The organism is Microbacterium sp. (genome assembly GCF_030149085.1).
Lineage (GTDB): Bacteria > Actinomycetota > Actinomycetes > Actinomycetales > Microbacteriaceae > Microbacterium.
In genome coordinates, this window is sequence record NZ_JASBSF010000301.1 from 1 (window position 1) to 8,409 (window position 8,409).

The 8,409-nt window shown below is 68.4% G+C and carries 6 protein-coding genes; 2 read left to right on the forward strand and 4 right to left on the reverse strand.

The genetic code is table 11. From position 1 onward, the window contains the following. Positions 1 to 90 precede the first annotated feature (90 nt). Positions 91 to 2,169: an NAD(+) synthase gene (locus tag Q1V87_RS12500; RefSeq protein WP_300593405.1), complete on the forward strand. Its 2,079-nt coding sequence runs from the start codon at positions 91 to 93 to the stop codon at positions 2,167 to 2,169. Positions 2,170 to 2,186: 17 nt separating this feature from the next. On the opposite strand, the gene Q1V87_RS12505 is transcribed toward Q1V87_RS12500, so the two are convergent. Further along, entirely contained in the window at positions 2,187 to 2,768 is a 582-nt protein-coding gene (locus tag Q1V87_RS12505) for a hypothetical protein (RefSeq protein ID WP_300593408.1), read from the reverse strand. Positions 2,769 to 2,861: 93 nt separating this feature from the next. On the opposite strand from Q1V87_RS12505, the gene Q1V87_RS12510 reads away from it, so the two are divergent. Beyond that, positions 2,862 to 3,419: a nucleoside phosphorylase gene (locus Q1V87_RS12510; RefSeq protein WP_300593397.1), complete on the forward strand. Its 558-nt coding sequence runs from the start codon at positions 2,862 to 2,864 to the stop codon at positions 3,417 to 3,419. Between the two features lie 17 nt (positions 3,420 to 3,436). Here the strand turns inward: Q1V87_RS12510 and Q1V87_RS12515 are convergent, their stop codons facing one another. From Q1V87_RS12515 to Q1V87_RS12525, 3 genes are all read right to left on the reverse strand, one after another. Further along, positions 3,437 to 4,918, reverse strand: coding sequence for an MFS transporter (locus tag Q1V87_RS12515; RefSeq protein ID WP_300593411.1), 1,482 nt, complete (start codon positions 4,916 to 4,918; stop codon positions 3,437 to 3,439). 101 nt (positions 4,919 to 5,019) lie between these two features. Continuing rightward, complete coding sequence (locus Q1V87_RS12520; RefSeq protein ID WP_300593400.1) at positions 5,020 to 7,983, reverse strand: SMC family ATPase; 2,964 nt, start codon at positions 7,981 to 7,983, stop codon at positions 5,020 to 5,022. 11 nt (positions 7,984 to 7,994) lie between these two features. Further along, on the reverse strand, positions 7,995 to 8,409 hold a 415-nt coding region (locus Q1V87_RS12525), incomplete at its 5' end, for an exonuclease SbcCD subunit D C-terminal domain-containing protein (protein WP_300593403.1).

Consider the following 8,409-nt stretch of genomic DNA (forward strand, 5'->3'; position numbering starts at 1 on the left):
GGGCATCCGACACGACCCAGCCAGGATGCCGGGCACGGTGCAGTCGCGGGCTTCTCGGCGCGGCAGGACGCGAAGTGCGAGACTGGAGGCGTGAGCACGAGCCTGCCGTTCGAAAGCGCATACCGCCACGGCTTCGCGCGCGTCGCGGCGTGCACGATCCCGGTGGCGGTAGCCGACCCCGCGACCAACGCCGAAGCGGTTCTCGCGGCAGCGCGCGAGTGCGATGCGGATGCCGTCGCCGTCGCCGTGTTCCCCGAGCTCTGCCTGTCGGGCTACGCCATCGACGACCTCGTCATGCAGGACGCGCTTCTGGACGGCGTCACCCGCGCCATCGAGCAGATCGTCGCGGCATCTGTCGACCTCTTCCCGGTGCTGGTGGTCGGCGCCCCGCTGCACCACCGCAACCGCCTCTACAACTGCGCGGTCGTGATCCACCGAGGCGAGGTACTCGGCGTCGTACCGAAGGCGTACCTGCCCACGTACCGCGAGTTCTACGAGCGGCGCTGGTACGCGCCGGGTGAGGCATGGTCGGGCGAGGCGATCCGGATCGGCGCTCTCGAGACCGTCTTCGGCACGAACCTGCTCTTCGAGGCGCGTGATGTCGCGGGTCTCGTGGTGCACGTCGAGGTGTGCGAAGACATGTGGGTGCCCATCCCCCCGTCTTCCCGGGCTGCGCTCGCGGGGGCGAGCGTCATCGCCAACCTCTCGGGGAGCCCGATCACGATCGCCCGCGCCGATGACCGTCGCATCCTCGTGCAGTCCCAGTCGCTACGGTGCCTGAGCGCCTACGTCTACGCTGCAGCGGGCCTGGGCGAATCGACGAACGACGTGTCGTGGGACGGCCAGACGATGGTCTACGAAGCCGGCACGCTGCTGGCCGAGACCGAGCGCTTCCCCGATGGACCCCGCCGCAGCGTCGCCGACGTCGATCTCGACAGGCTGCGTCAAGACCGCATCCGTCAAGGCACCTTCGACGACAACCGCAGTGCACTCGGCGCCGATGACTTCCTCAGGGTCGAGTTCGTCCTCGATCCGCCTGCCACGGATGTCGGGCTTCGCCGTCACCTCGATCGGTTTCCGTTCGTGCCCGACGACCCTGCCCGCCTTGCCCAGGACTGCTACGAGGCGTTCAACATCCAGGTCGAGGGCCTCGTGCAGCGGATGCGGGCGATCGGCAACCCGAAACCCGTCATCGGCGTCAGCGGCGGACTGGACTCCACCCACGCCCTGCTGGTCGTGGCACGAGCCATGGATCGGATGGGACGGCCGCGCTCCGACATCCTCGCCTATACGCTCCCCGGCTTTGCGACCAGCGACCACACGAAGTCCAATGCGGTAGCCCTGGCGACAGCGATCGGCGCGTCGATCGAGACGATCGACATCCGTCCCACAGCATCCGAGATCCTCCACAGCATCGGACACGCGTTCAGCCAGGGAGAGCGGGTCTACGACGTCACGTTCGAGAACGTGCAGGCCGGCGTCCGCACTGATCTGCTGTTCCGCCTGGCAAACCAGAACGGCGGCATCGTCATCGGCACCTCCGACATGTCGGAGCTCGCGCTCGGCTGGGCTACCTATGGCGTCGGCGACCACATGAGCCATTACGCGGTGAACACGGGGGTCCCGAAGACCCTCATCCAACACCTCATCCGGTGGGTCATCGCGCACGGCGAAGACCAGGGAGCCGCAGCCCTCACCCCCGAGGCGACCACCGTGCTGCAGTCGGTTCTCGACACCGAGATCAGCCCCGAGCTCGTCCCCGCTGACCAGGACGGCAAGATCCAGTCGACCCAGGACCGCATCGGCCCGTATGCCCTGCACGACTTCACGCTCTTTCACGTGCTGCGGTACGGCATCCGTCCGTCGAAGATCGCGTTCCTCGCCGAGCGGGCGTGGCGGGATGGTGACGCCGGCGCGTGGCCCCCGGGGTTCCCGCTCGACGAGCGCTACGCCTACGACCGGGAGACCGTCGTGCGCTGGCTACGGGTGTTCCTGCAGCGCTTCTTCGGGTTCGCACAGTTCAAGCGGTCAGCCATCCCGAACGGTCCGAAGGTGTCGCCGGCGGGGTCGCTGTCGCCGCGCGGAGACTGGCGCGCCCCCTCTGACGGCAACGCGCGGGTGTGGCTTGCCGAACTGGATGCCGCGCTCGCACCGGCATCCGACGCCTGATCCCTCTCGGCTCGACCTCACACAGGAGTACGAGCGTCCTCGGCGTCGGCGAAAGCGAGAGTCACGACGAAGCCATCGCGAGAGAGATCGAGGATCGTGTACTGCGCCCTGCGGTCGGGCACCCACCCCCGCTGCCGAGTCGCGTCGAGTTTGACGACATCGGGCACAACGCGCGCGCCGCGACCATCGGCCTCCCGCACGGCCTGCACGCGCGTCCAGTGGTCGATGAGGTTCAGGATGTTGGTCTCGTCGAACAGGTGCGAGTGACGCTGCATCTCGTGGATCGTGGCCTCGTCGGGATGCAGGTCGCGGATGTCGAGCCCGATCGTGTACGGCTGATCGGTGAGCGCGACGACGGTTGCCGCGCGGAAGCTCGCGTTGCGGATGTGCAGCGGTAGTTCTTTGCCCTCAACGCTCGCGAACAACTGCGTGTGGAACCCGAACTGAGCCGGGGCTTCCCGCTCGACCCTGACGTCCTTCGGGTCGAGCTTGAGCTTGGCGGCGACGAGTTCCTTGGCCAGGACGCGCTTGCGATCGTGTTCGCTCATCGACGGGTCCCACCCGAGCCGCACATCGATCCCGTCGGGAGTTTCCAACACCACAGACTTCACTTGCGTCCTCCTGTCGTCGCCTCCCATCTTCGCCGCTGAGTGTGAACCCGTACACCTCGAAACGCCAGGCAAAATGAAGGCATGAGACTTCTCGTTGCGGCCCTCGACCGCGAGCTGGTTGCGTTTCCCGACGAGCTTCCCGGCTTCGACCGCCTTGTCACAGGCCCGGGAAAGCTCCAGGCGACGCACGCGCTGACGCGGGCCCTGGAACGCGGCGACTACGACGAGATCGTCGTCGTCGGCACCGCCGGTGCCATCCACGAGGATGTCGAGGCCACCGTGCACGAGGTCACCGCCGCGATCCAACACGATGTGACCGATCTCGACAATGTGGTGGGGCAGCACGTGTCTCTCCCGGCCATGCTCTCCTTCGGCGGGAGCGGTCACACGATCGCAACCGGCGACCACTTTGTGGACGACGCGGACGCCGCTGCAGGCATCCGTGATCTCGGAGCGACCCTCGTGGATATGGAGGTCTACGCGTATGCGTGGGTCGCTCAGCAGTACAACGTGCCGATCCGGGTGCTCAAGGCCGTGTCGGATCGCGCCCAGGACGGCGCGCGGTGGGACTGGGGCGAGGCGACGGATGCCTGCAGCGTCCTGCTCCTGGAGAGAGTGCGCCGAGACTACGATCTCTGAGCCCGCGGCCTCCCGGCTCAGGTCGGGCCCGCGCGACGCTCTTCAGCGTCGTCGGCTTCGGCATCCCGTGCCGCAGCTCGGCGCCGGGACAGGTCGACGATCGAGACGACGAACGCCAGCGCGATGAAAAGAGCGACTGACGACATCCCGATGAGATAGGCGTCGTGGTAGACGGCCAGCGAATCCCGGTTGCCGGTCTCACGATAGATCGTGGCGTAGAACAGGGCGAGAGCGACGGCAGTGCCGACGGCAGTACCGATGCGCTGACCGAGTTGACCCACCGAGCCGGCAAGACCTCCCTCGGACACCGGCACGTCCGCGAGCGCGAGGGTCTGGTTCGGTGAGATGACGAGCCCTCCCCCGAGGCCTCCGACGATCATCACGGCGCCCATCAGCCACGGAGTCAGCGCGGGCGTCGCGAAGACGGCGACGAGCACGAGACCGATCGCCGACACCAGGACCAGGATGAGTCCACCAACGACCAAGGGGCGACCGATGCGGGTCACGAGGTTGCCGCCGACCCAGGAGGCCACGGCGCTCGGGAGCGCGAAGCCGATGGTGACCATCCCGGCAAAGACCGGCTCGAGCTCGAGCCCCGTCTGCAAGTACAGGGTGGTCAGCAGGAAGAGGGCGGGGAGGGCCGCGAAATACGAGGTAGCGAGCAGGGTGCCGTTGCGGTAGGACGCGACGCGAAAGAGCGAGAACGGGATCAGTGGCGCATGCCCGCGGGCAGCGTAGCGCCGTTCCCAGGCGACGAAGAGGGCCGCGAACAGGACGAAGACGGTCAGCAGCCACCACCGACGCGGGTCGTCGTCGGGTGAGCCCGTGGTGAACAGGAACGGCCACATCAGGGCGAGCACCGTCACGCCGAACAGGATCACACCGATCGGATCGAGAGCGATGCGGCGCCCGGTGTGGATCCGCGTGGTCGGAAGCACCCAGACCGCCGCGGCGATCGCGGCGATTCCCAGGGGAACGTTCATCCAGAAGATCCAGCGCCAGCCGTCATCCGGACCGCCGAGAGCGATCATGAGCCCACCGAGCGTCGGCCCGAACGCCGTGGCGAGCCCGATCGTCGCTCCGAACAGACCGAACGCGCGCCCCCGCTCGGCCCCCTGAAAGATCTGCTGAATCAGCCCGAGGACCTGCGGCATCTGGATGCCGGCAGCAACACCCTGCAGCAACCGGAAGACCATGAGAACCACGATGTTCGGAGCCAGCGCGCACCCAAGACTTGCGAGAGTGAACAGGATCAGGCCCACCAGAAACAGCGCGCGGCGGGAACGCTGGTCGCCCAGGCGCCCCATGGGAACCAAGAACAGACCGAAGGTCAGGACGTAGCCCGAGACGATCAACTGGAGCTCGGTGGAACCTGCGCCCAGAGCATGCTCGATCGAGGGCAGCGCAACATTGACCTTCGACAGGTCGAGGATCGTGATCGCCGCGACGGATGCGGCGACGGCGAACGCTCGCCACCGCGCGGCGTTGGTGAGCGGGATCGTGGTGGTTCGTGGCTGCAACGACGCCCCCGAATCCGAACTCACCCTGCCAGCGTATGCCCCTGCCGATCGGGCATGGCCCGTAACGGTGCCACTCGCGGTCAGAGCAGGCTGGACGCGGTCTCGGTGATGACGCTTGAGCCGTGCGGCGTCGCTTCGACGAGGATGCCGATTGGAAGCTGCTCCTTCATCGCCTCGACGTGACTGATCACGCCGATCGTGCGGCCGCCCGAGCGCAGGTCGTCGAGGGTGCGAAGCGCCAGCTCGAGAGTCTCAGCATCCAGCGACCCGAACCCTTCGTCGATGAAGAGCGTGTCGAGCCGGATGCCGCCCGCGCGGCTCGTGACGACCTCTGCGAGGCCCAGGGCGAGAGCGAGGGAGGCAAGGAAGGTCTCGCCGCCGGACAGCGACTGGGGAGGACGGGTACGGCCCGTATACGCATCGTGGACATGGAGCCCGAGGCCCGACGCGGCGCCTCGCCGCGCCAGCGTGTCGGTGTGTTCCAGACGGTAGCGCCCGTCGGACATGTCGGCGAGACGCAGGTTCGCGGCAGCGACGATCTCTTCGAGTTCGGCGGCCAAGACGAAGGTCTCGAGCGTCATGCGCATGGTGTTCGGGGCGCGCCCGGCGAGTGTGTCGGCCAGACGCACGATGGTCTGGTGCTGCTCGCGCCGCTCATGTCCGTCGCGATCGAGCTTCTCGATTGCCTGTCGCAGGTCACCGAAACGCGCGACGCGCTCACGCACCGCTGCCAGTTCGGCGACGGCACGCTGCCAGGTGTCGCGAGCGAGCGTCGCCTCGCCAAGCGAGGCGTCTGTGTCGACGAGGTCATCGGGCGCGTCGGCGAGCTGCAGCTCGATTTCGAGCAGCCGCTCCTTCGCGATTCGTCTCGCGGCGTCGTGATCGCTCAGCCGCGACGACAGGTCTTCGAGCTGGGTGGGTGTGAGCAGCGCGGCACGTGCTGACGGGGCATCGGGGAACGAGGATGCCGCGACTTCCGCGTCGAGCTTGCGATCGGCATCCTGCCGCCGTTCGAGCGCGACCTCATGAGCGCGGCGAGCCTCGGCGAGCCGCTGCGCGGTTCGCCGCCGAGCCTCGGCGTCGACGATCCGCGCGTGGACGCTCGGGAAAGCACCGCGCGCGGTTGCGACAGCTTCCTCAGCCTCGGCAATCCGACCGCTCAGGACAGTGCTGGCGGTGTCGAGTTCTGCCAGGCGAGCGGCAGCAACGTCCAGCTCTCCCCGCAGTTCGTGCTCACGGGCCTCGAGATCACCGCGCAGACGGCGGGCGTGATCGAGTGCCTCGGTTGCGCGCTCGGCGAGGTCCAGCCGGGACTGACTTTCACCCTGACGCGCCTGAAGTTCTTCGACCGAGCCTTGCGCCCGAGCGCGGGCGGCATCGACGCGCGCGGTGATCGCGGTAAGGCGCGCGGCGCTCTCGCGATCCACCGCCAGGGCACGGTCGCGATCTTCTTCGGCGGCCGCGAGGACAGTATCAGTGACGGGATCATGGTTGCTCGGAGCGGGCTGGGGGTGATCGAGCGAACCGCAGACGGGGCAAGGGTCATCATCGGTCAGCCCGTCGGCAAGCTCAGCGGCAAACCCGGCCAGGCGCCGACGCACAAGCTGTCCCCACCCGGCCACAGCCTCTTCGACGGCGCGCGACGCCTCGAGCCGGTCGGCGCTCGCCTGGGCAAGCTCGACAGCCGCCGCTTCGGCCTCTCGCGCGGCGATCAGGCGTGCGGCAAGATCCTCGCTCTCGGCGCGGGCTGCATCGAGTCCCGCCGCAGCGACGGACAGTTTCTCGATCTCATCCCCGAGCCGCCCGCGCTCCTGTTCGGCCAGGGTGAGCGCGGCGCGGGTCACGGCGAGAACCGCCCGAACCGCATCCACTTGCGTTGCCACTCGGGTCAGGTCGGCGCGGTCTGCGGCGAGTTGCTGCTCAGCTTTCTCGGCATCCTGCCATCGCGCGATGTCCCCCGTGAGCGCCTGGGCCAAGGCAAGCAGATCGTGGACGTCGAGGGCGGTTTCGACCCCCGCCGCAGCGTCAGCGAGCACCGCCGCCTCGACTGCGCCCGCCGCCTCGACATCGGCACGGGCGCGGGCCGCCACGTCGATCGCGGCGCGCAGCGGCTCGGCAGAGCGAGCGCCCTCGAGGAGCGCTCGATCCAGCGCGAGCGACGCAGACTCGATCTCGATCGCCGCCATACGCTCGCGCGCGGCGTTGCGCTGCTGTTGCTGCTCGCGCAGCTGGCGCACGCGGGTGTGCGCGGCTTCTGCGGCAGCCAGGGCCACGTCGGCCCGCTCGACGGCGTCAGCGCGGGTCTGCAGATCGTATCCCGCGCGGGCAGCCACGCGTTCCAGGTCGATTGTCTCGTCCGAGACGTGCCATCCGGCCTCTCGTGCGAGCGCTTCGACGTCACTCTGCAGGCGCTGCAGGTGCCCCGCATCGCGCTCCTGTTCACGCTCGGACTCGCGTCGGCGTTCGTCGAGGCGCTTCTCGTAGTCCTCGTAGATCTGGGTGCCGAACAGCGTTCGCAGCACCCGCTGCCGATCGGTGTTTCCTGCCAGCAGGAACTGCGAGAACCGGTTCTGGGCGAGCAGGATCACCTGCAGGAACTGCTGGTGGGAGAGCCCGACGACCTGGTGGATCGCGTGGCCCACGTCCCGCGGCCCGGCGGCGTACCCCACCCAGTGCTCGCTGCCGTCCGCAGCCGGTTCCAGCCGCTCGAGCAGAGCGTCGGCCGCGACGATTGTCATGCCGGTGCCGCGACGCTTGGGGCGTTCGTAGTCCGGCGAGCGCGAAATGCGCCAGCGGTCGCTTCCGGTGCTGAACTCCAGCGTGACCTGCGTCGGATCGTCGGGGCCGCAATGATCGCTGCGCAGGCGCCGATCGACGCCGTCGTAGCGCGGGACAGTGCCATAGAGGGCGAAACAGATGGCATCGAGGATGCTGGACTTGCCCGCTCCGGTGCGGCCGGCGATCACGAACACCCCCGAGGGGGCGAGAGCGTCGAGGTCGACATCCTGCCGTTCTCGGAAGGGGCCGAACCCTTCGATCTGCACCCGGTGGATCCTCACGCGACGGCCTCCGCTACCGTACGACCCTCGATCACCTCGGAGATCAGCTCCGCCTCCGCCGGGCTGGCACCCTCACCCTCGCGGACGTGAGCAAGGAAGGCGCCGATGAGTTCGACGTCGGTCCGAGCCGTCCGCACGCGGCCGGCGTAGGTCTGATCGTCGCGCTCGTGCTGACGCTCAGGGGCGTGGACCACTGCCGCGCAGAAGGGGAAGCGCTCTTGCAGTCGGCGCAGCGGATCGCGCTGCGGTGTGGCATCCGTGTATTCGGCTCGCACCCACGCTGCCGCGGCGTGCTCGTGGTCAGCAGCGGAGCACAGGTCATCGAGCGTCCCGCGAATCGTGACGAGGCGGCGCGGGATCGGCAGGTCGAGCCAGGTGACAGAGGCTTCGCCGGTAGCCGAGAGATCGACA

Bases quoted from the DNA above. Each gene is read 5' to 3' on its own strand.
- Q1V87_RS12510 (WP_300593397.1), top strand. From the start codon at position 2,862: ATGAGACTTCTCGTTGCGGCCCTCGACCGCGAGCTGGTTGCGTTTCCC.